The organism is Rhodococcus ruber, assembly GCF_016804345.1.
Lineage (GTDB): Bacteria > Actinomycetota > Actinomycetes > Mycobacteriales > Mycobacteriaceae > Rhodococcus > Rhodococcus ruber.
Genome location: NZ_CP044211.1, coordinates 3,142,415 through 3,165,963 on the forward strand (window position 1 = coordinate 3,142,415; position 23,549 = coordinate 3,165,963).

Sequence of the window (23,549 nt, forward strand, 5' to 3'; positions counted from 1 at the left end):
GAGGGGACCCCGGCGATCGACGGACGTGTCGCGGCGGTGCCCCGAGATCAGTGCCCGGTCACCGTCCGAGGCGCCCGATCACCGTCTCAGCGGGCTGTAGAAGACCAACCCGTTGCCCTTGTTGTCGTAGACCACGGCGCGGCGCTCGTGCGCGTCGTCGTACGGGCCCTGCACGATGCCGCCGCCGGCTTCTTCGATGGCCTTCGCGGCGGCATCGACGTCGGCGGTCTTGATGCCGACGACCACCTGGCCGTGGATCGGATGATCGACTGCGGTCGCGAGCGCGAGGGTGACCCCGCCTCCGTCGAGGGCAGCGAAATGGGCGCCGTCCCGGAACTTCAACGCCATGCCCAGGGTCTCGTTGTAGAACCTGATGGACTCGTCGAGATCGTCGGTCGACAGCACGATCATCTTCACTTCATGGCTGCTCACGGATGCCTCCTTCGGCGAATGTCCGGAAAGCCTAACGTGATCGACACCGTGACATCGAGGGTCGATCGTCCCGTCGAACACCGGTCGACATACCCGACTGATTTACGTCACTGTGACGAATTAGTCCCGGGAGAACCCCCGGGCGAGGGGAGAGGATGGAGCCCGCATTGCGGACCCGGTCGACCGGCCCGCGCGACGCCGACCCGGTCGGGCGATTCCGAAGCGTGCAGCCCACGGTCGCGGACGGGTCACCGGACCACCGCGGGTCGAACTTCGGCACGCTGGAGCACGAGCGGTCGGACACGGGCCCGACCCGGTAATCGTCACCGTGACGAATTAGGTCCCGTCTGGGCCGGGGCCGTGGAGGGGCGAGGCGGGTAACGCCGGAACGTGAGCGAGGCCGCGTGGAGATCCGTGGAAGGCAGCCGGCGTCCGGTCCCGTCGGATGCCCGCACCCGCACGATCCGGTGGCGAACGCCGGCAGGAACGCCGGGCGGCGCGAGCGCCGCGGTTGCGGAAGCCGAGCGCCCGCAGTGCGGACACGGGTCGCCGGAAGCTTCGACACCCGAGCGGGCCGCGCGGACAAACGGCTGGTCAACCCCACATCCGAAATTGCCGATAATTCACATTATGTCAAGTAGTGTGCCGGAAGCCTCCCCGCGGGAAGGTGGACCCCGGGTGCTCGAACCGATGCAGGCGCTCGAACCGGTGGATGTGCTCGAACCGGGCGCGCACCGGAGTGCCCCCGGCGGACGCGTCCGGCCTCGCCGCACCGTCGGCCGGCGGCGCGGCGTCCGGCCGGTCGCCCGCGTCGTCTCGTCGATCGACCGGATCGCCGCTTCGCACCGGCGGTCGTCCGGCGTGTCGGTCGGCACCGCGCGACCCGTCGGCGCCCGTCCTGCGTGGGCCGGACGAGGCCCTCTCCCCGTCGAGCACTCCCGTGCGGACCCACTCACCTATTGCTGATAACAATACTGATGGATAATCACCGTTATCCATCACACGCCCACGGCGCGCGAGCATGCGCGCATTCCCGGCACGACGCCGCCGCCAACGCCGGGCCTCAGCACGCCCCGATTCGTTCCCCGCCCCCGGCCCCCGGACCGCCGCGCCCACGCCGCCCGCGATGTCCCGGCGCGGGCCGTCGCACACCACCACCACCACCTCCCCCTCGACGGGTGGATCGGCGACGTCGCCGGCCCGCTCCCCTCGTCGTACAGTCGGTTCGACGAACGGCAGGTCCGTGGGGCCGGCCCCGGATTCGGGAGGAACGGCGATGCCGCCGAACGTGTGGTTGACCCCGGGCGAGCTGTCGTCCCGGTCGGGGGTGGCGGTGTCCGCGCTGCACTACTACGAGGCCCGCGGCCTGATCGAGAGCAGACGCACCTCGGGGAACCGGCGCACCTACCGGCGCGACACGCTCCGTCGCCTGGCCTTCATCCGGGTCGCGCAGGGCGTGGGGGTCTCCCTCGACGAGATCCGGGAGGCGCTCGATTCGCTGCCGGACAGCCGGGTGCCCACCGCGGCGGACTGGGCGCGGTTGTCGCGGCAGTGGCACGACCGGCTCACCGAGCGGATCGAGGCCCTCACCGCCCTGCGGGACAGTTTCACCGAGTGCATCGGGTGCGGTTGCCTGAGCCTGGCGTCGTGCCCGTTGGCCAACCCCGGCGATGTGCTGGGCGCCCGGGGCCCGGGACCCCAGCGCCTGGGCGGGGCCGGGTCACACCGGTAGGCCGTGGCCGCCCGCCGGGTCGCACCGTTCCCGTCGGCCCCGGATGTCACACTGGTATCGCACAGGTGTACGACCGGGATGCGGGGAGGGTCATGACGGGCCGGGTGGATCCGGGGTTGCTGGACTGGGTGGCCGCGTACCTCGAGACGCTGCAGACGGCGAAGCGGTCCGCGCACACGATCAAGGCGTACCGGCTGGATCTGCAGGCGGTGTGCGGGGAACTCGCCGTCCGCCTCTCGGTCGCCCCGGACGAGCTGTGCGTGCAGGACATCACGATCCGGGCGATGCGTTCGGCGTTCGCCGCCTTCGCGCGGGAGCGGCAGCCGGCGTCGGTGCGGCGGGCCTGGTCGGTGTGGAACAGTTTCTGCAACTTCCTGGTCTCCGAAGGCGTGTCGGAGGGCAACCCGATGGCGTCGATCGCCCAGCCGAAGCGCCCCCAGCACACCCCGAAGTCGTTCACGCCCAAGGCGATCGGGCAACTCGTGGACACCCTCACCGTCGAGGCGCAGCGCCCGGCCGCCTCGGGCCGGGAGTGGCCGCAGCGCGACCTGGCGCTGATCGCGACCTTGCTGCTGACCGGTATCCGTTCGGAGGAGCTGATCCGCCTCGACCTCGGCAGCGTGCTCGGCGGCACCCGTGCCCCCGTGCTGCGAGTGATGGGCAAGGGCACCGTGGAGCGGCAGATCCCGCTCGAGCAGAGCTGGACCGCGATCGTCTCGGCGTATCTCGAGGAGCGCTACACCCGGTTCCCGCCGACGCATCGGCCCCGGCGCGGCGACGACGAGACACTCGCGGTGTGGGAGCGCTATCCCCCGGCCGATCCGCTGTTCGTCGGCGCCGACGGCCGGCGTATCACGCGCGGCACCCTGCAGTACCGGGTGCGGCGGATGTACCGGATGGCGGGCATCGAGAGCGAGCGCAAGCGCGGCGCCCTCGCCCACGCGCTGCGGCACACCTTCGCCACCAGCCTGGCCGACGGCGGGGCGACGATGGTGGAGCTGCAGCAGTTGCTCGGCCACCGGTCACTGCAGACCGTGCAGATCTACACCTCGGCGACGGACGACGCGGTCCGGCACGCCGCCCGGCACAACCCGGTCTACGGGCTGCTGGACCGGCGCGAGTGACGTCGGGGCGGCGCGGTCACGGGACGCGTAAGCCTGTGGCGAGTGGGTATAGCTGACAGACTGGGGGCGGCGCGGGAGCCCCGCTGCTCCTCCGCCACCGGTTGCCCGGTCGACCCGAGACATCGAGGAGCACGGAATGAGCATCCAGTCGGTTGAGCCACGTCGTCACCATGTGGTGGTGATCGGATCCGGATTCGGGGGTCTGTTCGCTACCAAGGCCCTCGCACGTGCCGACGTGGACGTCACCGTCGTCGCTCGGACCACCCATCACCTCTTCCAGCCGCTGCTGTACCAGGTGGCGACGGGCATCCTGTCGGTGGGTGACATCGCGCCGCCGACCCGGCTGGTGCTGCGCAAGCAGAAGAACGCCCAGGTACTGCTCGGCGACGTCGAGTCGATCGATCTGACGCGGCAGACCGTGACGTCCCGATTCCTCGAGCGGGAGACGGTCACGCCGTTCGACAGTCTGATCGTGGCCGCCGGGGCGGGCCAGTCGTATTTCGGCAACGACCACTTCGCCGAGTTCGCGCCCGGCATGAAGACGATCGACGACGCGCTCGAGTTGCGGGGCCGGATCCTGGGGGCGTTCGAGCAGGCGGAGCTGGCCGAGGACCCGGCCGAGCAGCGCCGGTTGCTGACGTTCGTGGTGGTCGGGGCGGGACCGACCGGGGTGGAACTCGCGGGACAGATCGCCGAGTTGTCCCATCACACGCTCCGGGGCGCGTTCCGCAACATCGATCCGGCGGCCGCCCGGGTGGTGCTGCTCGACGGGGCACCGGACGTGTTGCCGGTGTACGGGGGCAAGCTCAGCGCCAAGGCCCGCCAGACCCTCGAGAAGCTGGGGGTGGAGATCCAGCTCAACGCGATGGTCACCGACGTGGATGCGACGGGCCTGACGGTCAAGGACAAGGACGGCACCGAGCGCCGGATCGAATCGCAGTGCAAGGTGTGGTCGGCGGGCGTGTCGGCGAGTCCGCTGGGCCGCCGGCTCGCGGAGCAGTCCGGCGCCGAGATCGACCGGGCGGGCCGGGTCCTGGTGAATCCGGACCTGTCGCTGCCCGGTCATCCGAATGTGTTCGTCATCGGCGACATGATGTCGTTGGACAAGCTGCCGGGCCTGGCGCAGGTGGCGATGCAGGGCGGCAAGTACGCGGCGCGGCAGATCGTGGCGGGCCTGTCCGGTCACGATCCGGCCGAACGCAAGCCATTCAAGTATTTCGACAAGGGGTCGATGGCCACGATCAGCCGGTTCAGCGCGGTCGCGAAGGTCGGCAAGCTCGAGATCAGCGGGTTCGTCGGCTGGGTGGCCTGGCTGGGGATCCACCTGCTGTACCTGGTGGGCTTCTCGAGCAAGCTGTCGACCCTGCTGTCGTGGGCGACGACGTTCCTGACCCGGGGCCGCAACGAGATGGCCTCGACGGAGCAGCAGGTGTTTGCCCGCAACGCGATCGACCGGCTGCAGCGGCGTACCGAGGAGGCCGAGCGCGGCAGCGCCGGGCGACGCGCCGCGGGCTGAGCGGCGGGCGCCGGGGGCTCGAGGCCCGCGGCGCAGGTCAGTTGCCCAGGGCGTCGGGATCGAGAATGTTGGCCAGGCGCACCTGCCCGTGGGCGACGGTGCGGTGCTGCTCGTCGGTGATCGCGACCTGCCACAGCTGCTGGCTGCGTCCGCGCTGGATGGGGGTGGCGGTGGCGGTGAGCACCCCGTCGCGGGTGGCGCGGATGAAGTCGGTGTTGTTGTTGACGCCGACCACCTTGCCGCGGTCGCCGAGCCAGATGCTGCCGGCGAAGCTGGCGACGGATTCGACGACGGCGCAGTAGACGCCGCCGTGGACGATGCCGAACGGCTGGTGCTGGTTCGGGGTGACGGTCCAGTGGGCGCGGACCCGGTCGGGGCTCAGTTCGGTGAACTCGAGGCCGAGGACGGACCCGAAGCCGTCGTTGTGCTGGGCGGTGACGGCCGCGGGGTCGGAGAGTTGTTCCTGGGTGGGCAGATCGGTCATGTGTCACTCCGTCCGGGTCGTGCCAGCTCCCTGGCGCGGGCCCGGCGCCGGTCGCCGGGTCTGGAAGGGATGCTAGGACATCGCGGGCGGCACGCAGTGCCGGGACGAGCCGGCGGGCCTCGCGTGGTGCACGCGAGGCCCGCCGTGGGAAGGACCGGGGGTCTCTGCAGCCCTCAGGACTCCGGCGCGGTCCGGCAGTAGCAACGCCTCGTAACTATAGGTAAGCCTTGCCTAATTTAGCAAGTCCGCGGACCGGCACCCCCAGCGTCAGGAACGCATCCAGCAGAACCTGGCCGCGGCGCGCCGCGACGGTGCGGGAGGTGCCGGCCAGGGCGGGGAGCTGCGCCGCGCCCGCCACGACGGTGCGGCCGAGCAGGGACCACAGGCGCAGTTGCTCGGCGGGGGCGCACTGCGCCAGCGACGCGTGGACGGCACGCAGCGCCGTGGTGGCACGGTGGGCGGTCCACCGGGCGAGCGCCTCCTCGCACGGCAGCACGACGACCGCGTCGTCGGCGACGGCGGGATCGTCGGGTAGTACACGCAGGGTGTCGTCCGCGACCGCGGCCCAGTCGATGCCGCCGTCGCTGTCCTGGTGGATCCACAGGTTCTCGAGCCCGGGATCCCAGCAGCGCGCCTCGAGCAGATAGGGGGCGAGGACCCGGCCCGCGACGACGTGGACGAGGGCGGCCGCCACCTGGTCGACGGCGATCCGCGGGTCCGCGACGTCCTCGAGCGCGCGGGCGTACAACAGCGCGATCCGCCGGTCCCGGTCGGCGTCGGCGAGCCGCCACCAGCGTCGGCGGGGTTCGTCGTCGATGCGGGCGACGGCGTAGACGCGGGGAGCGTGCGGCATCAGCAGCCTCAGGCGGGCGTCGGTGTCCTCGAACGCGGGGATCTGCACCGCGGTGGATCTCGGTGGCAGCAGGGTTGTCATCCACACCTCCCGATCGGCGGATCGTCACAATTAGGTAAGCCTAACCATGCCATTACGTCGTGGGGGATGCAAGCCTGGAAGATAGGCTTCGGTAACCTAACCTTCGTTCGGCCGAGTACGCGTCCCCGAGGAGCCCACCGCCTGTGACCACCCTCCGCCCCCCGGAGACGCCGCCGCCCGTCGCGGACGCCCCCTCCCTCCCCCGCCGTCTCGCCGCCGAAGCCGGCGACCTGGGTCTGCTCGCCGTGCCCGCCGTCGTCGGTGTGCTGCTCGTACGCGCCCTGTCCGACGCCCACGGCGGCGGACAGACCGACCGTGTCGTCTTCGGTGGAACGGCCCTCGCCGTCACCGTCGGCCTGTGGTGGTACAACCGCGGGCACCGCGAAGGCACCACCGGACGCAGCCTCGGCAAACAGTGGACCGGACTGGTCACCCGCGACCGCGGCCACGGCGGGCCGGTCGGCGCGCGGCGCGCCCTCCTGCGCCGCGGCACCGAGGTCGTCACCGAGCGCGTCGCGGCCGCCGACGGATTCGTCCCCCTCGCCGCCGACACGAGCGTCGGCGCCGTCCGCCGTCGCCGCCTGCTCGGTCTGCTGGCCATCGCCGCGATACTGACGGTGGTGCTGCTCGCCGGGATCGCCGTCGGCGCCCGGCCGATGACCATCGCCGAGGTCGTCCACGCTCTCACCACCGACGACGGCTCCGACACCGACGTCATCGTGCACACCCTGCGGATCCCGCGCACCGTGCTCGGACTCGTGGTGGGCATCGCTCTCGGCGTCGCCGGCGCCCTCATCCAGGGTCACACCCGCAACCCCCTGGCCGACGCGGGCCTGCTCGGACTCAACGCCGGAGCAGCCTTCTTCGTGGTGCTCTCGATCTACCTGCTCGGGATGGCCACCCCCGGGCAGTACCTGTGGTTCGCCTTCGCCGGGTCGCTCACCGCCAGTGTCGTGGTCTTCGGGTTGTCCTCCCTCGGAGGCGGCCGCGCCGGACCGTTGACCCTGGCCCTGGCCGGCGCGGCCGTGGCGTTCTTCCTGCAGGCGATGACGCATGCGGTGGTGCTGCTCGACCAGACCACGCTCGACGGATACCGGTTCTGGATCGTCGGCTCGGTCGCCGGCCGCGACCTCGAGGTGTTGTGGCAGGTGCTGCCGTTCCTCGCGGCCGGACTGCTGCTGGCCGTGGTGAACACACCCGGCCTCAATGTGCTCGGCCTCGGCGAGGACGTCGCCCGGTCCCTGGGCACGAACGTCGTCGCCGCCCGCACCGTCGGCATCGTCGCCATCACCCTTCTCACCGGCGCCGCGACCGCGGCCTGCGGACCGATCGCCTTCGTCGGGCTCGTGGTCCCGCACGTCGCCCGGGCGATCACCGGACCGGACTACCGCTGGCTGCTCCCCTACGCCGGGCTGCTCGGCGGGGTGATGCTCGTCCTGGCGGACGTCGTCGGCCGGATCGTGGTCCGCCCCGGGGAGCTGCAGGTCGGCATCGTCCTCGCCCTGATGGGCGCACCGTTCTTCATCGCCCTCGTGCGCCGGCGCCGGCTGGTGGCCCTGTGACCGCCACCGCGCCGGCACGCACCGGCCCGACCCGGGCGACGGTCCCGTCCCGGCCGGCACTGCGGATCGGCACGCTCTCGCTCGTGTGGCGACCGCGCGCGGTGTTCCTGTGCCTGGCTCTGGTGGCGGCCACGTTCCTGCTGCTGTGCGTCGGGCTCGGCCGCGGCGACTATCCGCTGTCGGTGCCGCAGGTGGTCTCGGTGCTCGCCGGCGGTGGGGAGCAACTCGACCGGTTCATCGTCCTGGAGCTGCGCCTGCCGCGGGGCCTCGCGGCGGTGCTCGTCGGCGCGGCGCTCGCCGTCGCCGGCGCCCTGACCCAGACGGTGTCCCGCAATCCGCTGGCCAGCCCGGACATCCTCGGCGTCACCGCCGGTGCGAGCGCGGCCGCGGTCGCGCTCATCGTCGCCGCCGGTTCCGGGACGCTCGCCGGGATGCTCGGCGCGCTCGGGTTGCCCCTCGCGGCGCTGTGCGGGGCCCTGTGCACCGCCGCGGCGGTGTACGTCCTGGCCTGGCGTGGCGGCGTGGAAGGCTTCCGACTGGTGCTGATCGGGATCGGCGCCAACGCGCTGTTCGTGGCGCTGACGAACTGGATGCTGGTCTCGGCCGACATCAACGACGTGTCCCAGGCGCAGGTGTGGCTCACCGGGTCGCTCAACGGCGCCGGATGGTCGCAGGTCGTGCCGACGGCGGTGGCGCTGGCCGTCCTGACCGGTTGGCTCGCCACCGCCGCCTTCACGATGGGTGCCCTGCGGCTCGGGGACGAGACGGCCCGGTCGCTCGGCGTGCGGTTGCAGACCCAGCGGGCGGTGTTGCTGCTGTCCGCCTGCGCCCTGGTCGGTGTCGCCACCACGGCGGCCGGGCCGATCGGGTTCGTCGCGCTCGCGGCCCCGCAGATCGCGCTGCGCCTCGTGCGCTCCCCCGGTCCGCCGTTGATCGCCTCCGCCCTGACCGGAGCGGCCCTGGTCACCGGCGCCGACATCCTCGCCCGCACGGTGCTGCCCGTCGCGCTGCCCGTCGGCCTGGTCACCTCCGCCCTCGGCGGTCCGTTCCTGCTGTATCTGCTCGTGCGCTCGAACCGGAAGGTGTCGCTGTGACCAGAATCCCCCGCACCGACGACGTCGCCGCGCCCACCGCCGCGCCCCCATCCGAGGCCGTGGACAGCGCCGCCCCGCCGCCGCGGCTCGTCGCGCGGGACCTCGCGCTCGGCTACGGCGACCGGCTCATCGTCGACGGCCTGGACCTGACCGTGCCCCCCGGGGTGATCACCACCGTGATCGGGCCCAACGGGTGCGGCAAGTCCACCCTGCTGCGGGCGCTGGCCCGGTTGCTGCGCCCGCGTCGCGGCAGCGTGCTGCTCGACGGGCACGCGATCTCCTCGATGCGCACCCGCGACGTCGCGCGGGTGCTGGGGATGTTGCCGCAGGCGCCGGTGGCGCCGGAGGGCCTGACCGTCGCCGACCTCGTCGCCCGGGGGCGGCATCCGCACCAGTCGTGGCTGCGGCAGTGGTCCGCCGACGACGAGGGTGAGGTCGCCGTCGCACTGGACCGGACCGGCATCACCGAGCTCGCCGACCGCCCGGTCGACCAGCTCTCCGGCGGACAGCGTCAGCGGGCATGGATCTCGATGGCGCTGGCGCAGGGCACCGACGTGCTGCTGCTCGACGAGCCGACCACCTATCTCGATCTGGCGCACTCGGTGGAGGTCCTCGACCTCGTCGACCGCCTGCACGCGGAACTCGGCCGCACCGTGGTGATGGTGCTGCACGATCTGAATCTCGCGATCCGCTACAGCGACCACCTGGTGGTGATGAAGGAGGGCCGGATCGTGCGCGCGGGCCCGCCGGCGCAGGTGATCACCGAGGAGCTGCTGCGGGAGGTGTTCGCGCTCGACGCGGCGGTGATCGACGACCCGGTCTCGGACCGGCCGCTGGTCGTGCCGATCGGCACCCGGCACGTGTTCGGCACGGCGGGCGGACCGCGGACGAGAACACGTACTACTTCGGGTAGTACGACACGCTCGTCGGAGACCCGGTAAACTCGTGTCATGGCAGCACTCGGAGAACTCGAACGCGCAGTGATGGACCACCTGTGGTCCTCCACCGAACCGCAGACCGTCCGGCAGGTCCACGAGGCCCTCGCCGCCCGGCGCTCCCTCGCGTACACCACCGTCATGACCGTTCTCCAGCGCCTCGCGAAGAAGAACCTCGTCATCCAGCAGCGCGACGACCGCGCCCACCGGTACGTCCCGGTGCACGGCCGCGAAGAACTCGTCGCCAGCCTCATGGTCGACGCCCTCGACCAGGCCGACGAGTCCGCCGGCCGGGTCGCCGCCCTCGTCCACTTCATCGGGCGTGTCAACCCCGACGAGGCCGCCGCGCTGCGCGAGGCCCTCGCCGCGCTCGAGGCCCAGCAGGACGGGCCCACCCGTCCCACCGTCGCCGACCCGGGTACCGGTCGGGCGAGCTGACTGGCACACTCGGTGCCATGAACGCGACCACCGCGCTGGTCTTCGGCATCCTCGCGCTGCTGCTGGCCGGGCCGGTCCCGGCCCTGCTCAGCCGCGCCACCTGGCCGTACCGCAACCCCCGCCCCGCCCTCGTGCTGTGGCAGGCGGTGGCGCTCGCGGCCGTGCTGTCCGCGTTCAGTTCCGGCCTGGCCATCGCATCGCTGCTGCTCGTCCCCGGTGAGGACGGCCGCCCCACCACCGCCCCACTCCAGGAGATCGACGCGCTCGGCCTGCCCCTGTGGCTGACCTACGTCGTGGTCTTCGCCCTCACCCTGCTCATCGGTGCACGGCTGATGTATTCGATTCTGCGCGTCGGTGTCCGCACCCGCCGCCGCCGGGCCCGGCACCGCATGCTCGTCGATCTGCTCGACCGGCGCGACAGCGGCGCCTCGGTGCGGCAGCTGTCCCACGTGCGCGTCCTCGACACCGCCGAACCCGTCGCCTACTGCCTGCCGGGCCTGCGGCACCGGGTCGTGCTCAGCGAAGGCACCCTCGACCACCTCGCCGACGATGAGATCCGCGCCATCCTCCGCCACGAGCACTCCCACCTGCGGGCCCGGCACGACCTCGTCCTCGAGGCGTTCACCGCCGTCTACGAGGCCTTCCCGCGGTGGGTACGGTCCCGGTCCGCGCTCGGCTCGGTGCAGCTGCTCGTCGAGATGCTCGCCGACGACTCCGCCGTGCGCGTCACCGGCCCCACCCCGCTGGCCCGGGCCCTGGTCGCCTGCGCCGGCGCCCGCACCCCCCAGGGCGCCCTCGCCGTCGGCGGCCCCTCCACCGTGCTGCGCGTCAAGCGCCTCGCCGAACCCGGCCCGGACCTGCGCACCGCCGTGACCGCCTACACCGCGGCCGCCGCCATCCTCGTCGTGCCCACCATCGCGGTCGCCGTGCCGTGGCTGACCGAACTGAGCCGCCTGCTGCGCGCCTGGTGACCCCCCGCCGTCCGCACCGGTAGCACGCCCCCGATTTCGATCCCGTCCGGGTTCGGGGGAAGCTGTACCCATGACCGTCGAACGCACCGAGAATCCCCGCGCCCAGATCGGCGTGACCGGCCTGGCCGTCATGGGGTCGAACATCGCCCGCAACTTCGCCCGCCACGGCCACACCGTCGCGCTGCACAACCGCAGCGTCGCCAAGACCGACGCCCTGCTCGAAGCCCACGGCGACGACGGGGACTTCGTACGCACCGAAACCATCGACGAGTTCGTCGCCGCCCTGCAGAAGCCGCGCCGGGTGCTCGTCATGGTCAAGGCCGGCGACGCCACCGACGCGGTCATCGACGAACTCGCCAACGCGATGGAACCCGGCGACATCATCATCGACGGCGGCAACGCCCTCTACACCGACACCATCCGCCGCGAAGCCGCACTGCGCGCCCGCGGCCTGCACTTCGTCGGCGCCGGCATCTCCGGCGGCGAAGAAGGCGCCCTCAACGGCCCGTCGATCATGCCCGGCGGCCCCGCCGAGTCCTACGAGGCCCTCGGCCCGCTCCTCGAGTCCATCTCCGCCCACGTCGACGGCACCCCGTGCTGCACCCACATCGGCCCCGACGGTTCCGGCCACTTCGTGAAGATGGTGCACAACGGCATCGAGTACGCCGACATGCAGCTCATCGGTGAGGCATACCACCTGCTGCGCGACGCGCTCGGCCACGACGCCCCGCAGATCGCCGACGTGTTCTCCGAATGGAACACCGGCACCCTCGAGTCCTACCTGATCGAGATCACCGCCGACGTCCTGCGCCAGACCGACGCGAGCACCGGCAAACCCCTCGTCGACGTCATCGTCGACGCCGCCGAGCAGAAGGGCACCGGCCGCTGGACCGTCAAGTCCGCCCTCGACCTCGGCGTCCCGGTCACCGGCATCGCCGAGGCCGTGTTCGCCCGCGCCCTGTCCGGCTCCCGCACCCAGCGCGCCGCCGCCCGCGGCCTGGCCTCCGGCACCCTCGGCGACAAGCCCACCGACGCCGCCCAGTTCACCGAGGACATCCGCCGCGCCCTCTACGCGTCGAAGATCGTCGCCTACGCGCAGGGCTTCGACCAGATCGCCGCCGGCAGCGCCGAACACGGCTGGAACGTCGACCGCGCCGCCCTGGCCACCATCTGGCGCGGCGGCTGCATCATCCGCGCCCAGTTCCTCAACCGCATCAAGGAGGCCTACGACGCCGACCCGCAGCTGCCCAGCCTGATCCTCGCCCCCTACTTCCGCGAGGCCATCGAGGCCGGCATCGACAGCTGGCGCCGCGTCGTCGCCACCGCCACCATGCTCGGCATCCCCGTCCCCGCGTTCGCCTCCTCGCTGTCGTACTACGACGGTCTGCGCGCCGACCGCCTGCCCGCCGCCCTCACCCAGGGCCAGCGCGACTTCTTCGGCGCCCACACCTACGAGCGCATCGACGCCGACGGCAAGTTCCACACCCTCTGGAGCGGGGACCGCACCGAGGTCCGCGCCTGACCACGCCCGCACCGGCACCCCGGTAGGGCATAGTTTGTGCCCATGAGCGGCACCGTCACGGCGTCCGTCGTGTGCGCGCTGGCCGCCGCGCTCCTGTTCGCGGCGGCCAGCGTCGCCCAGCAACGCTCCGCCGAAGCCGTCCCCGCCGGCGAGTCCCTCGTCGCCGCCCTGATCCGCAGCCCCCGCTGGTGGGCCGGGGTAGTCGGCGACGGCGGCGGCTACCTGCTGCAGGTCGCCGCCCTCGCCCTCGGGCCGGTCCTGGTGGTCCAGCCACTGCTGGTGTCGTCGCTGCTGTTCGCCCTGCCCCTGTCCGCCGCGTTCTCCGGCTCCCGCATCACCCGCCCCACCTGGCTGACCGCGGCGGCCCTGTGCGCGGCGCTCGTGGTGTTCCTCGTCGTCGGCGACCCCACCGCCGGTGAGATCGACGCCCCCTGGCACGAGTGGGTCCTCCCGCTCGGCGCGGTGTGCACCGCCGTGTCCGCCGCCACCGCGATCGGGCTGCTCGGCCACGACCCCGGCACGCGGGCGATGGCACTCGGCGCGGCCAGCGGCCTGCTCTACGGCGTGGCGGTGGCGTTCACCAAGTACGTCACCGACCTGTTCGAACACGGCCTGCGTCCCGTGGTCGGCGCCTGGCAGACCTGGGCCCTGCTCACCGCCGGCCTGCTCGGCGTCTACCTCCAGCAACGCGCCTTCCAGGCCGGCCCGCTCGCCGCGTCCCTGCCGGCGATCACCATCGGCGAACCCCTCGCCGCCGTCTTCCTCGGCATGACCGTCCTCGACGAACGGCTCCGGGTCGACGGCCCGGGACTCGCCCTGGTCGTCGCCTCGGTCGCGGTGATGCTGATCGCCACGGTGGCGCTCTCGCGCAGCCAGGCCCGGCTCACCGCGCCCGACGCCACCGGCGCGTAGCATTCGCCAGGTGCGCTTCCTCGACGGCCACCAGCCCCCGTACGACCTGACCTACGACGACGTGTTCCTCGTCCCGAACCGGTCCGCCGTCGCGTCCCGGTTCGACGTGGACCTGTCCACCGTCGACGGTTCCGGCACCACCATCCCCATCGTGGTCGCCAACATGACCGCCGTGTCCGGCCGCCGCATGGCCGAGACCGTCGCCCGTCGCGGCGGACTCGTCGTGCTCCCCCAGGACCTGCCGGCCGGCACCGTCGCCGAGACCGTCGCGTTCGTCAAGAGCCGCCACCTCGTCGCCGACACCCCCGTCACCCTCGGTCCCGAGGACTCCGTCTCCGATGCCCTCGCCCTCCTGCCCAAACGCGCCCACGGCGCCGTCGTCGTCGTCGACGACCACCGCCGCCCCGTCGGTGTCGTCACCGACGGCTCCTGCCGCGAGGTCGACCGGTTCGCGCGGCTGCGCGCGGTCGCCATCCGCGACTTCGCCACCGCCTCCGTCGGCTCGTCGCCGCGGGAAGCGTTCGCACTGCTCGAAGCCAAACACGACCCGCTGGTCGTGCTCACCCACGACGACGGCACCCTCGCCGGGGTCCTGACCCGCACCGGCGCCGTCCGCGCCGGCATCTACACCCCGGCCGTGGACGCCGACGGGGCCCTGCGCATCGGCGCCGCCGTCGGTGTCAACGGCGACGTCGCCGCCAAGGCCGCGGGGCTCGTCGACGCCGGCGTCGACCTGCTCGTCCTCGACACCGCGCACGGCCACCAGGAGAAGATGCTCGACGCCCTGAAACGGATCAAGGCGCTGGACCTGCCCGTCCCCCTCGTCGCCGGCAACGTCGTCTCCGCCGCCGGCACCCGCGAACTGCTCGACGCCGGCGCGGACATCGTCAAGGTCGGCGTCGGCCCCGGCGCCATGTGCACCACCCGCATGATGACCGGTGTCGGACGACCCCAGTTCTCCGCCGTCGCCGAATGCGCCCGCACCGCCCGGGACCTCGGGGCGCACGTCTGGGCCGACGGCGGGGTGCGGCACCCCCGCGACGTCGCACTCGCCGTCGCCGCCGGCGCCGCCAACGTCATGATCGGGTCCTGGTTCGCCGGCACCTACGAATCGCCCGGCGAACTGCGCTACGACGAGACCGGCCACCCCTACAAGGAAAGCTTCGGCATGGCCTCCAAGCGTGCGGTCGCCGCCCGCACCGTCGACGACTCCGCCTTCGACCGCGCCCGCAAAGCCCTGTTCGAGGAAGGGATCTCCACCTCCCGCATCCGCATCGACCCCCAACGGCCCGGCGTCGAGGACCTGATCGACCACATCTGCTCCGGGGTGCGCAGCACCTGCACGTACGCCGGTGCCCGCACCCTCGAGGACCTGCACGCGCACGCCGTGCTCGGGGTCCAGTCGGCCGCCGGATTCGCCGAGGGACGCCCCCTGCCGACCGGATGGTGACCGCACCGCACGAGGCCGGACACGGTCCGTAGAATGATGCCTCACCGTGAACGCCCGCACCTCGGGCCCGACGAGAGGAATCCGGTGCCCGCGGCACCCACCACCATTTCCACACGGCCTCCGGCCGCCATCATTTCGACACGGCCTCCGGCCGCCACGGCCGACGCGGAGTCCGACTCCGCCGGTTCGGAGGGTTCCCCTAGCGAGCCGGGTGACATACCCGGCCGGACCTTCGCGACATCGGAGCGGAGCTTGCCGCCGGCCCGGGAGCGGTGCTGATGTCCGTCCTGCTGTCCGTCCTCAGCCTGCTCGGGTTCATCGCCCTGACCGCCGGCACCGCGGTGTTCGTGGCGGCCGAATTCTCCCTCACCGCCCTCGAACGCAGCACCGTCGACGCGCACGCCCGCGACGGCGACCTGCGCGCACGCCAGGTTCAGCACGCCCACCGCACCCTGTCCTTCCAGCTCTCGGGCGCCCAACTCGGCATCACCATCACCACCCTGATCACCGGCTACCTCGCCGAACCGGTCCTCGCCCGGTTCCTCGACCCGTTGCTGCGCGCCGCCGGACTCGGCGCCGCCCTCGCCTCCGGCATCTCCCTGGCCCTGGCCCTGATCATCGCCACCTCGTTCTCGATGGTCTTCGGCGAACTCGTACCGAAGAACCTCGCCATCGCGCGGCCCCTGGCCACCGCCCGCGCCACCGCCGGCCTGCAGGCCGGGTTCTCGCTCGTGTTCAAATGGGCGATCCGCGGACTCAACGGCGCCGCCAACCGGATCGTGCGGCGCCTGGGTATCGAACCGGCCGAGGAACTGCGCTCGGCGCGCTCCCCGGAGGAACTCGGATCACTGGTGCGCGCCTCGGCGGAACGCGGCGCCCTCGACGAGAGCACGGCGCTGCTCGTGGGACGCTCGCTGCGTTTCGGGGAACGCACCGCCGAAGACCTCATGACCCCCCGCGTCACCATCGAGTCCCTCGACGTCCACGACACCGTCCTCGACCTCATCGACGCCTCGTCGCGCACCGGCTACTCCCGCTTCCCGGTCGTCGACGGCGATCTCGACGCCACCGTCGGCGTCGTCCACGTCAAACACGCGTTCACCGTGCCCGCGCGGCGCCGCGCCCACACCCAGCTGCACACTCTCGCCCGGCAGGTCCCCGTCGTGCCGTCCACCCTCGACGGGGACGCGGTCATGGAACGGGTCCGCTCCGACGGCATGCAGGTCGCGCTCGTCGTCGACGAATACGGCGGCACCGCCGGCATCGTCACCATGGAGGACCTGATCGAGGAGATCGTCGGCGACGTCCGCGACGAACACGACGAACCCGAGCCCGAAGCGCAGCGCGTCGAGCAGGGCTGGTCCTGCTCGGGCCTGCTGCGCATCGACGAGGTCGCCCACCTGACGGGATACCACGCACCGGACGGCGAATACGAGACGCTCGGCGGGCTGCTCCTCACCGAACTCGGGGAGATCCCCGAATCCGGCGACGAGGTGCTGCTGCCGCACCGGCCCGGCGACGCCGACCACCGCTGGCGTGCCCGGGTCCTCGACATGGACGGGCACCGCATCGACCGCGTCCTGCTCGTCCCCACCGAGCCTGCCGGTGAGGACGAGCACGCACCCGGCCGCGAGAACGGAGACCGGTGATGAACGACTGGCTCGCGGTGCTGCTCACCGTGCTGCTCCTCGCCGGCAACGCATTCTTCGTCGGTGCCGAGTTCGCCCTCATCACCGCGCGCCGCGACCGACTCGAAGCCCTCGTCGGGCAGGGCAAGAAACGCGCCCGCACCGTCATCGCCGCCGGGGAGCACCTGTCGCTGATGCTCGCCGGGTCCCAGCTCGGCATCACCATCTGCTCGATCCTGCTCGGCCGCGTCGGCGAACCGGCCATCGCCCACCTGATCGAAACACCCATGCACGCCCTCGGCGTGCCGGACTCCCTGCTGCACCCGATCGGCTTCGCACTCGCCCTCACGATCGTCGTGGTGCTGCACATCCTGCTCGGCGAGATGGTTCCGAAGAACATCGCCATCGCCGGACCGGAACGCTCGGCGATGCTGCTCGTACCGACCCACCTGCTGTTCATGAAGGTGGCCCGGCCACTGATCGCGTTCTACAACCTGTGCGCCAACCTCAGCCTGCGCCTGCTGCGGGTCGAACCGAAGGACGAACTGGACGTCACCGTCACCGAACTCGAACTGTCCGAGATGATCGGCGAATCCCGCTCGGAAGGACTGCTCGACGAGGAGGAACACCGGCGTCTGACCCAGGCCCTCCAGACCAGCGGACGGACCGTCGCGGACGTCACGATCCCCCTGTCCGGGGTCCGCACGGTCCCGCTCGGCCCGGCCGGCACCACACTCGGAGCTGTCGAGCAGGCCGTCACCGAGACCGGCTACTCCCGGTACCCGGCGGAGACCGCACACGGGGAACTGGCCGGCTACCTGCACCTGAAGGACGTCCTCGACCTCGTGCGCGACGAATCGGCAGGGCCGGACACCCTCATCGCGACCGCCGAGATCCGGCCCCTGCCGCCGGTGCCGGTCGACGCCCCCCTCGACGACGCGCTGTCGCTGCTGCGGCGCACCAGCGCCCACCTCGGCGGAGTCGTCGACGAGCACGGAACCGTGATCGGCATCGTCGCGCTCGAAGACCTCGTCGAACAGTTCGTCGGCACCGTGCGCGACACCACCCACCGGATGGCCGACCCCGGCCCGGGACCACGTCCGTGAACCTCCGCCCACCCGACACCCCGACGCGGCACAACAATCATTGCACCGTCGGTGCAGTCGATACCGGGGGGCAGCGGTGACCACCGTCCTCGAACCCGAGCACTGGCTGCCCCGCCGGGAGCGGCACCGCCACCGGCTGACGGCGCTGCTCGCCCCCTACCTCGACCAACGCGCGCACGGCACACCACACCCGGTGATCGACTTCCTGTTCACCTACTACAGCTACACGCCGTCCCAGCTCCTGCGCTGGCACCCCGGCTTCGGAACGACACTCACCGGCCCCGCATCCGCGGAGTACGCCTCCCTCCGGGGCTACCGGACCACCGGCGCCGGGGTCTCGGCCGACCCCGAACACCTCGCCCGCCGGCGCGACACCATCCGCTACGTCACCGACCTGCTCGAGGCCACGACCTCCCGTCCCGCGCACCTCGGCTGCTTCGGCCTGCACGAGTGGGCCATGGTGTACCGGACCGAGCCCGCCGACCTCCGCCACAGCGCCGTACCGCTGCGGCTCGGACACACCGGCACCGACGCCGTCGTCGAATCGTTGCAGCTGCGCTGCACGCACTACGACGCGTACCGGTTCTTCACCCCCGCCGCCGGCCCCCTCAATCTCGAACCCCTCACCCGCGACGACCAGATCCGGCGGGAGCAACCCGGGTGCCTGCACGCCGCCATGGACCTGTACAAGTGGTGCTACAAGCTCACCCCGCTGCTCGACTCGGACCTGACCGCCGACTGCTTCGAACTGGCCTACGCCGCCCGGGAACTCGACATGCGGGCCAGCCCCTACGACCTGAGCGACCACGGCTACCCGCCCATACGGATCGAGACACCCCGCGGCCGGGCAGAGTACGTCCGCGGACAGACGGAACTGGCCGACCGCTCCGCGCCACTGCGCGCGGCGCTGCTCGACCGGTGCCGCCGACTCCTCGACGCCGGCCGGGAGCACAGCCACCGCTGAGCGGACACCGCCGCCTGCCCTCTCCCCGGGACGTCCCCGGCGCGCGGCGCGGCCCCCGCGGGGAGGGATATCCCTCCCCGGGTCTAGGCTGAAGTCTGGAGAGGCCACGAGCTGATGCTGTACGTCTCCGTCCTGGGTGAGCAGTCGATCACCGACGACACGACCGGCGCCGTCGTGACGCGGTCCCCTCGCGGCACGACCCTGGTCGCCTTCCTCGCCCTCCACGCCGGAGTTGCACAGCCCCGCCAGCTCATCGCCCCCCCTGTTCTGGCCCGACTCGACAACCGCCCAGGCCCTGACCAACCTGCGCCGCGAACTGCACCACCTGCGCCGCGCCCTCGAAGACGACCCGGCCGTCGAGGTGACCTCCCGGGATCTGTGCTGGCGCGACACCGAGACCAGCCGGGTGGACCTACGGACCTTCACCGTCGAGTACCAGGCCGCCCGGGCGGCCGCGACCAGCGGCGACGACGAGGCGGCGCTGCGGCACGCCACCACCGCGCTCGCCGAATACCGCGGCCCCCTGCTGCCCGGCATGTACGACGACTGGATCCTCGAGGCCCGATCGGATCTCGAACGGCACTGCGTCGACCTGTGCGATCTGCTGTGCCGGCTCCGGACGCGCACCGGCGACCTCCCCGGGGCGATCGACGCCGTCCGCCGCCGGATCCACCTCCGACCCCTGGAAGAGAGCGGGTACCGCACCCTGATGACCCTGCAGGCCGAGCACGGCGACCGCGCCGGCGCAGTGAGCACCTATCACCGCTGCGCCGCCGTCCTCGAACGTGAACTCGGGCTGGCACCTGACCCGGCGACGCGCACCCTCGCCGACCGCCTGCTCGCCCCCGCGGACCCCACCGCGACCGCCCGCCCCATCGCCGGACCGGCGGCCGAGCGGCCCGGACTCGCCGCCCCGACACTCGTCGGACGCACACGCGAACTCCGTCGGCTGCACGAGACGTGGCGCACGGCCGCCGCCGGGCACCCCACCCTCGTCCTCGTCACCGGCGGCGCCGGCGTCGGCAAGACCCGCCTGGTCGCCGAGATCGCCACCACCGCCCGCGCACAACCCGCGGTGGTGGCCGGCACCCAATGCTTCGGAACGTCCGGACGGCTCGCCCTGGCCCCGGTAGCGGACTGGCTCCGTACCCCCGCGGTGCAGCCCGCGCTCACCGCGCTCGACCCGATCTGGCGCGCCGAGGTCGACAGGCTCGTACCGTCCGGCGCGGCCCGCCCGGAACCCGGCGCCGGCGTCCGAGCGATGGTCGACGCCTGGCAGCGCCTCCGGTTCTTCGAAGGCCTGGCGCGGGCGCTGATCGGCGGCGGCCGCCCCGTGTTGCTGACCCTCGACAGCATCCAGTGGTGCGACCCGGAGACGCTGACGTTCCTGACGTTCTGCCTGTCCCTGACACCCGACGCGCCCCTGATGGTGGCCGCGACAGCCCGCACCGACGACACCGACGAGAACCGGGACCTCGAGCAATGGGCAGACCGGATGCGGACCGCCGGTCTGCTCGCCGACCTGCCACTGCAGCCCCTGGGGGCCTGCGGCACCGCCCGCCTGGCCGAAACGCTCGGGGGGCGCCCGCTCGACCCGCAGGACGCCGAACTACTGCACGCGACCACCGGTGGCTTCCCCCTCTACATCATCGAAGCGATGCGCAGCGGACCGGGCGTCGCCCCCGCCGGCCGCCTGGCCGACGTGCTGCACGACCGGATCGGGCAGGTGAGCCCCGCCGCACGGGACGTCGCCGGACTCGCCGCGGCGGTAGGCCGCGACTTCACCCTCGACCTGCTCACCGAGGCCAGCGACCTCGACACCGACGCCGTGGTGCGCGCCGTCGACGAGCTGTGGCAACGCAGAATCCTGCGACAGTTCCGCGACGGCTACGACTTCTCCCACGACCTGCTCCGCGACGCCGCCTACGCCCGGATCAGCCCGCCCAGGCGCTGGCTGCTGCACCGCCGTCTCGCGCAGAGCCTCGAACTGCTGCACGCCGACGACTACGACAGCGTCTCGGCGCAACTCGCCGAGCAGTACGCCCGCGGGGGACGACCGGACCGGGCAGTGACCTACTACCGTCGCGCGGCCGATGTCGCCTCGAGCACCTTCGCCCACACCGAGGCGATCCGACTGCACAAGAAGGCACTCGCCATCGCTCGCACCCAACTCGAGGGGCGCGACGCCGCCGTACAGGAACTCGCCGTCCGCGAAGAGATGGCGGCGCCGCTCAACGCACGATACGGCTACTCCTCCCCCGAACTGCAGCAGACCCTCGAGCGCTCGATCCGGCTGGCCGAGTCCCTCGGCCGCAAGGACTCCCTCCTGGCCGGCCTCGTCGGCCTCTGGTCGTCGCGGTTCGTGCAGGGAAACATCGCCGGCGCCCACGAGGTCGCGACCCGCGCACTGACTCTCGTCGACCCCGGCTCCCCGCTGCGCGGGTCGGCCCACTTCGCATTCGCCGGGTCCGCGGTCGAGCTCGGCCGCCCCGAGGAGGCGCTCCACCACTTCGACCGTGCGGCCGCACTGACCCGGGGCGCTCCCTCGTTGACCGTCGGCACCCGGCCCGACGTGCACGGCAGCGCCTGGGCGGCCCACGCCCACTGGCTGCTCGGCCACAACGACGCCGCCCTGAGCTGCTGCAACGAGGCTGTCCGGCTGGCCCAAACGATCGATCATCCTTACAGCCTGGCCGTCGCCCTGGCCTACAGCGGCATCACCCACCACCTGCGCACAGACCCCGCCGCCCTCGACGCCGCCGTCGCGGAACTGACCGACCTGTGCATCCGGTACGGATTCGCCTACTACAGCGAGTGGGCGCTGATTCTCGGCGGGTGGTCCCGCGGCGGCGAGGCCGGCCTCGTGCAGATGCGGCGCGGCATCGACACGCTCCGCTCGGCCGGTTCGTTCGCCCGGATGCCGTATTGGCTCTCGCTGCTCGCCGACCTGTCGGTGCGGGAAGGGGAACCCGGCGCTGCCCGGGCCGCGCTCGATGCCGCGATAGTCGCCGGACAGGCCCGCGACGACCTGTGGTGGCTGCCCGAGGTGATGCGGATGCGCGCGGCGCACGACGACCACGTCGCCGCGATCGTGCGACTGCGTGCCGCCGCCCGGACCGCGGCCGCCCACGGCAGTGCCGCCCTGCTCCGGCGCTGCGCGCGGGACCTCGCCGAACACGGCGTCGACCTGCCGCTCCCGGGCGTTCCCCCGGCCCGGTGACCGGCGGCGCGCACCCGAACGCTGCGCGAACGCCCTCTTCCTAGGGTCGACGGTACAACGCCCGCACCGGCGAGCGACCGACCCGAGAGGGGCTTTCGTGACCACCATTTCGACCCGGCCGGCCGGCGCGGTGCCGTACGACGACCTGGCCGCGGCACTGCGCGGCGACCTGATCACCCCCGGCGACACCCGTTACGACACGGCGCGTGCCGTCTACAACGGCATGATCGACAAACATCCCGCGGCGATCGCACGCTGCCGGGACGCCGCCGACGTCGTTTCCTGCGTCCGCTTCGGCCGCGCCCACGCGCTCACCCTGGCCGTGCGCGGCGGCGGGCACAACGCCGGCGGTCTCGGCGTGTGGGACGACGCGCTCGTCGTGGACTTGTCCCTGATGCGCAGCACCACAGTCGATCCGGCACACCACACCGTCCGCGTCGACGGCGGATGCACCTGGGGCGACGTCGACCACGCCACGGTCGCCTTCGGCATGGCCACCCCGTCCGGCTTCCTCTCGTCCACGGGCGTGGGCGGGCTGACCCTCGGTGGCGGCATCGGCTACCTCTCCCGGCGCTTCGGGCTGACCGTCGACAACCTTCTGTCCGCCGACGTGGTCCTCGCCGACGGCACGCTCGTGACGGCCGACGAGAGCTCGCACAGCGACCTGTTCTGGGCGCTGCGCGGCGGCGGCGGGAACTTCGGCGTCGTCACCTCCTTCACCTTCCGCTGCCACGACATCGGGGAGGCCGGCATGATCGTCGGCGGCCCGGTGCTCTACGACCTCGCCGACACCGCCGACGTCATGCGCTGGTACCGGGAGCTGCTGCCGGCGCTCCCGGAGGAACTCAGCGGCTGGATCGCGCTGCTCACCGTCCCACCCGCCGCCCCGTTCCCCGAGGACCTCTGGGGCCGCAGGTGCTGCGGCATCGTCTGGTGCTACACCGGACCACACGCCAAGGCCGACGAGGTGCTCGACCCCATCCGGACCTACGGCTCGCCGCTGCTGGTCGGCCTGCACGACATGCCGTTCACCGTCCTGCAGAGCGCGTTCGACGCCCTCTACCCGCCCGGCCTGCAGTGGTACTGGCGGGCGGACTTCTTCGACGAGATCACCGACGCCGCAATCGACGTGCACTGCAGGTACGGGCCGCAGCTGCCGACCGGTCACTCCACCATGCACCTCTATCCCATCGACGGGGCCACCAGCCGCGTCCCCGAGGACGCGACCCCGTTCGCGTACCGGGGCGGCGGATGGGCGGGGGTCATCGTCGGTGTCGACCCCGACCCCGCCAACGTCGGCCTCATCACCCGGTGGGCTCGCGACTACTGGGAACAGCTGCACCCGACCTCCGCCGGCGGCGCCTACGTCAATTTCCTGATGAGCGAGGGCCAGGACCGGGTCGAGTCCGCCTACCGCGGCAACTACGACCGGCTCACCCGGATCAAGCGCCGCTACGACCCGGACAACGTCTTCCACGTCAACCAGAACATCCGGCCCGCCGCGGCCGAACGGTAGCCCGGAACC

Annotated in this window: 19 protein-coding genes; 16 read left to right on the forward strand and 3 right to left on the reverse strand. The window is 72.2% G+C overall.

Annotated elements, in window-relative coordinates:
- Positions 1-78: 78 nt before the first annotated feature.
- Complete coding sequence (locus F1734_RS14490; protein WP_048773801.1) at positions 79-432, reverse strand: VOC family protein; 354 nt, start codon at positions 430-432, stop codon at positions 79-81.
- A gap of 1,276 nt (positions 433-1,708) precedes the next feature.
- On the opposite strand from F1734_RS14490, the gene soxR reads away from it, so the two are divergent.
- The 3 genes from soxR to F1734_RS14505 all read left to right on the forward strand — a co-directional run bounded on the left by soxR (position 1,709) and on the right by F1734_RS14505 (position 4,804).
- Entirely contained in the window at positions 1,709-2,164 is a 456-nt protein-coding gene (soxR, locus tag F1734_RS14495) for a redox-sensitive transcriptional activator SoxR (RefSeq protein ID WP_010596501.1), read from the forward strand.
- Between the two features lie 92 nt (positions 2,165-2,256).
- A complete protein-coding gene (locus tag F1734_RS14500; RefSeq protein ID WP_017682306.1) occupies positions 2,257-3,288 on the forward strand; it encodes a tyrosine-type recombinase/integrase in 1,032 nt (343 codons plus the stop codon).
- A gap of 136 nt (positions 3,289-3,424) precedes the next feature.
- The gene (locus F1734_RS14505; RefSeq protein WP_026138129.1) at positions 3,425-4,804 is read left to right on the forward strand and encodes an NAD(P)/FAD-dependent oxidoreductase; all 1,380 of its coding nucleotides are present in this window, start codon (positions 3,425-3,427) and stop codon (positions 4,802-4,804) included.
- A gap of 37 nt (positions 4,805-4,841) precedes the next feature.
- Here the strand turns inward: F1734_RS14505 and F1734_RS14510 are convergent, their stop codons facing one another.
- Positions 4,842-5,288 carry a PaaI family thioesterase gene (locus tag F1734_RS14510; protein WP_010596504.1) on the reverse strand — a complete coding sequence of 149 codons (447 nt, stop codon included), beginning with the start codon at positions 5,286-5,288 and terminating at the stop codon, positions 4,842-4,844.
- A gap of 214 nt (positions 5,289-5,502) precedes the next feature.
- Positions 5,503-6,222, reverse strand: coding sequence for a hypothetical protein (locus tag F1734_RS14515; protein WP_010596505.1), 720 nt, complete (start codon positions 6,220-6,222; stop codon positions 5,503-5,505).
- A 143-nt stretch (positions 6,223-6,365) separates the two neighbouring features.
- On the opposite strand from F1734_RS14515, the gene F1734_RS14520 reads away from it, so the two are divergent.
- The 13 genes from F1734_RS14520 (at position 6,366) to F1734_RS14580 (ending at position 23,540) form a co-directional block, all read left to right on the forward strand.
- Positions 6,366-7,784: a FecCD family ABC transporter permease gene (locus F1734_RS14520; RefSeq protein ID WP_010596506.1), complete on the forward strand. Its 1,419-nt coding sequence runs from the start codon at positions 6,366-6,368 to the stop codon at positions 7,782-7,784.
- The gene (locus tag F1734_RS14525; RefSeq protein WP_203010723.1) at positions 7,781-8,878 is read left to right on the forward strand and encodes a FecCD family ABC transporter permease; all 1,098 of its coding nucleotides are present in this window, start codon (positions 7,781-7,783) and stop codon (positions 8,876-8,878) included. Before F1734_RS14520 ends, F1734_RS14525 begins: the two co-directional genes overlap by 4 nt.
- Before the next feature lie 59 nt (positions 8,879-8,937).
- Positions 8,938-9,819, forward strand: a complete 882-nt coding sequence (locus tag F1734_RS14530; RefSeq protein ID WP_048773831.1) for an ABC transporter ATP-binding protein — start codon at positions 8,938-8,940, stop codon at positions 9,817-9,819.
- Positions 9,820-9,828: 9 nt separating this feature from the next.
- Entirely contained in the window at positions 9,829-10,251 is a 423-nt protein-coding gene (locus tag F1734_RS14535) for a BlaI/MecI/CopY family transcriptional regulator (protein ID WP_010596509.1), read from the forward strand.
- Between the two features lie 17 nt (positions 10,252-10,268).
- Entirely contained in the window at positions 10,269-11,222 is a 954-nt protein-coding gene (locus F1734_RS14540) for a M56 family metallopeptidase (RefSeq protein ID WP_010596510.1), read from the forward strand.
- Positions 11,223-11,292: 70 nt separating this feature from the next.
- On the forward strand, positions 11,293-12,744 hold the full coding sequence (gndA, locus tag F1734_RS14545; RefSeq protein ID WP_010596511.1) for an NADP-dependent phosphogluconate dehydrogenase: 1,452 nt from the start codon (positions 11,293-11,295) through the stop codon (positions 12,742-12,744).
- 42 nt (positions 12,745-12,786) lie between these two features.
- A complete protein-coding gene (locus tag F1734_RS14550; RefSeq protein ID WP_010596512.1) occupies positions 12,787-13,656 on the forward strand; it encodes a DMT family transporter in 870 nt (289 codons plus the stop codon).
- A 10-nt stretch (positions 13,657-13,666) separates the two neighbouring features.
- On the forward strand, positions 13,667-15,106 hold the full coding sequence (locus tag F1734_RS14555) for a GuaB1 family IMP dehydrogenase-related protein (RefSeq protein WP_203010724.1): 1,440 nt from the start codon (positions 13,667-13,669) through the stop codon (positions 15,104-15,106).
- A gap of 278 nt (positions 15,107-15,384) precedes the next feature.
- Positions 15,385-16,755 carry a hemolysin family protein gene (locus F1734_RS14560; protein ID WP_040269845.1) on the forward strand — a complete coding sequence of 457 codons (1,371 nt, stop codon included), beginning with the start codon at positions 15,385-15,387 and terminating at the stop codon, positions 16,753-16,755.
- Positions 16,755-17,840 carry a hemolysin family protein gene (locus tag F1734_RS14565; protein WP_010596515.1) on the forward strand — a complete coding sequence of 362 codons (1,086 nt, stop codon included), beginning with the start codon at positions 16,755-16,757 and terminating at the stop codon, positions 17,838-17,840. Before F1734_RS14560 ends, F1734_RS14565 begins: the two co-directional genes overlap by 1 nt.
- Before the next feature lie 76 nt (positions 17,841-17,916).
- Complete coding sequence (locus F1734_RS14570; protein ID WP_203010725.1) at positions 17,917-18,804, forward strand: 3-methyladenine DNA glycosylase; 888 nt, start codon at positions 17,917-17,919, stop codon at positions 18,802-18,804.
- Between the two features lie 232 nt (positions 18,805-19,036).
- Positions 19,037-22,024, forward strand: a complete 2,988-nt coding sequence (locus F1734_RS14575) for an ATP-binding protein (protein ID WP_238423951.1) — start codon at positions 19,037-19,039, stop codon at positions 22,022-22,024.
- Between the two features lie 97 nt (positions 22,025-22,121).
- Complete coding sequence (locus tag F1734_RS14580) at positions 22,122-23,540, forward strand: FAD-binding oxidoreductase (RefSeq protein ID WP_140188629.1); 1,419 nt, start codon at positions 22,122-22,124, stop codon at positions 23,538-23,540.
- The last annotated feature ends 9 nt before the right edge of the window (positions 23,541-23,549 follow it).

Excerpts from the sequence above, each read along its gene's own strand:
- soxR (WP_010596501.1), top strand. The coding sequence starts at position 1,709 with ATGCCGCCGAACGTGTGGTTGACCCCGGGCGAGCTGTCGTCCCGGTCG.
- F1734_RS14500 (WP_017682306.1), top strand. The coding sequence starts at position 2,257 with ATGACGGGCCGGGTGGATCCGGGGTTGCTGGACTGGGTGGCCGCGTAC.
- F1734_RS14505 (WP_026138129.1), top strand. The coding sequence starts at position 3,425 with ATGAGCATCCAGTCGGTTGAGCCACGTCGTCACCATGTGGTGGTGATC.
- F1734_RS14510 (WP_010596504.1), bottom strand. The coding sequence starts at position 5,288 with ATGACCGATCTGCCCACCCAGGAACAACTCTCCGACCCCGCGGCCGTC.
- F1734_RS14515 (WP_010596505.1), bottom strand. The coding sequence starts at position 6,222 with ATGACAACCCTGCTGCCACCGAGATCCACCGCGGTGCAGATCCCCGCG.
- F1734_RS14535 (WP_010596509.1), top strand. The coding sequence starts at position 9,829 with ATGGCAGCACTCGGAGAACTCGAACGCGCAGTGATGGACCACCTGTGG.
- F1734_RS14540 (WP_010596510.1), top strand. The coding sequence starts at position 10,269 with ATGAACGCGACCACCGCGCTGGTCTTCGGCATCCTCGCGCTGCTGCTG.
- gndA (WP_010596511.1), top strand. The coding sequence starts at position 11,293 with ATGACCGTCGAACGCACCGAGAATCCCCGCGCCCAGATCGGCGTGACC.
- F1734_RS14550 (WP_010596512.1), top strand. The coding sequence starts at position 12,787 with ATGAGCGGCACCGTCACGGCGTCCGTCGTGTGCGCGCTGGCCGCCGCG.
- F1734_RS14560 (WP_040269845.1), top strand. The coding sequence starts at position 15,385 with ATGTCCGTCCTGCTGTCCGTCCTCAGCCTGCTCGGGTTCATCGCCCTG.
- F1734_RS14565 (WP_010596515.1), top strand. The coding sequence starts at position 16,755 with ATGAACGACTGGCTCGCGGTGCTGCTCACCGTGCTGCTCCTCGCCGGC.